This window comes from Rhizobium sp. BK176, from assembly GCF_024808055.1.
In genome coordinates this window covers 1-1,185 of record NZ_JANUBV010000075.1, presented here as the reverse complement: position 1 = coordinate 1,185, position 1,185 = coordinate 1, and the positions used below count along the sequence as shown (strand labels likewise).

Sequence of the window (1,185 nt, the reverse complement as noted above, 5' to 3'; positions counted from 1 at the left end):
TGACCTTGCCCCCAAGTTTTATCCAGTTTTAAGTTCGCTCCGGCGGTTTTGGGTTGCTGTATTTGGGGCGGTAGCGGCGGGTTGCGGTGCGGAGCCATTCCGGCTGCGCAGCACCGCATCACGTCGCGGGTTGATTGTCTGAGCGAACTCGGCAGGTGTCATCCAGCCGAGTCCAGAGTGTGGTCGATGATCGTTGTAATCGCTGCGCCAGTTTGAAAGCGCTGATCGAGCATGGGTCAGTGACGAGAAGAGCGTTTCATTCAGGAGCTCGTCTCGCAGCCGTCCATTAAAGCTTTCGATGAAGGCGTTCTGGATCGGTTTGCCCGGTGCGATGTAGTGCCAATCGACTGTCGTCCGGTCGGCCCATTGCAGGATCGCGTTGCTGGTGAACTCACTGCCGTTGTCGCTGACGATCATCTTGGGCTTGCCACGTTCCTCGATGATCCGATCAAGCTCACGGGCAACTCGCAGGCCGGAAAGCGATGTGTCGGCGACGAGTGCCAGGCATTCTCTGGTGCAATCGTCGACGACCGTCAAAACCCGGAACCTGCGACCATCGGTGAACTGATCCGATACGAAGTCCAGTGACCAGCGATAATTGGCGGCAAGCGGGATCAGCATCGGTGCTCGTGTGCCTATCGCTCGCTTGCGGCCGCCGCGCTTGCGCACCGTCAGCTTCTCTTCCCGATAGAGCCGGAAGAGCCGCTTGTGGTTCACAAGGTGACCCTCACGCCTGAGCAGCACATGTAGGCGTCGATATCCAAAGCGGCGGCGTTCATGCGCCAGCGCCTTCATCCGCTCGCGAAGATCATGGTCATCGCTGCGCGTGGTTTCGTAACGGATCGTCATCCGGCAAAAGCCGATGGCTTTACACGCCCGCCGTTCGCTCATCCGATGTTGGTCCATCAGATGCGCGACAGCTCGCCGCTTTGCTGCGGGCGTCACCACTTCTTTCCCAAAAGGTCTTTCAAAGCTGCATTGTCGAGCATGGCATCCGCCAGAAGCCGTTTCAGCTTCGTGTTCTCGTCCTCCAGCGTCTTCAGTCGCTTGGCTTCCGACACCTCCATGCCACCGAACTTGGCTTTCCACTTATAGATGCTGGCATCGCTGACGCCGTGCTTGCGGCAAAGCTCCGAGACCGGCGTACCCGCCTCGTGCTCCTTCAGAATGCCGATAATCTGTTCG

The 1,185-nt window shown here is 58.6% G+C and carries 1 protein-coding gene; it reads right to left on the bottom strand.

Annotation, left to right across the window (positions count from 1 at the left end; genetic code table 11):
• Nucleotides 1–18: 18 nt before the first annotated feature.
• A protein-coding gene (locus FHT76_RS41245; RefSeq protein WP_259186899.1) for an IS3 family transposase occupies nucleotides 19–1,185 on the bottom strand; the annotation gives its coding sequence in 2 pieces (ribosomal slippage) (nucleotides 19–959 and nucleotides 959–1,185; 1,168 coding nt annotated over the 2 pieces). This gene is flagged as partial in the annotation.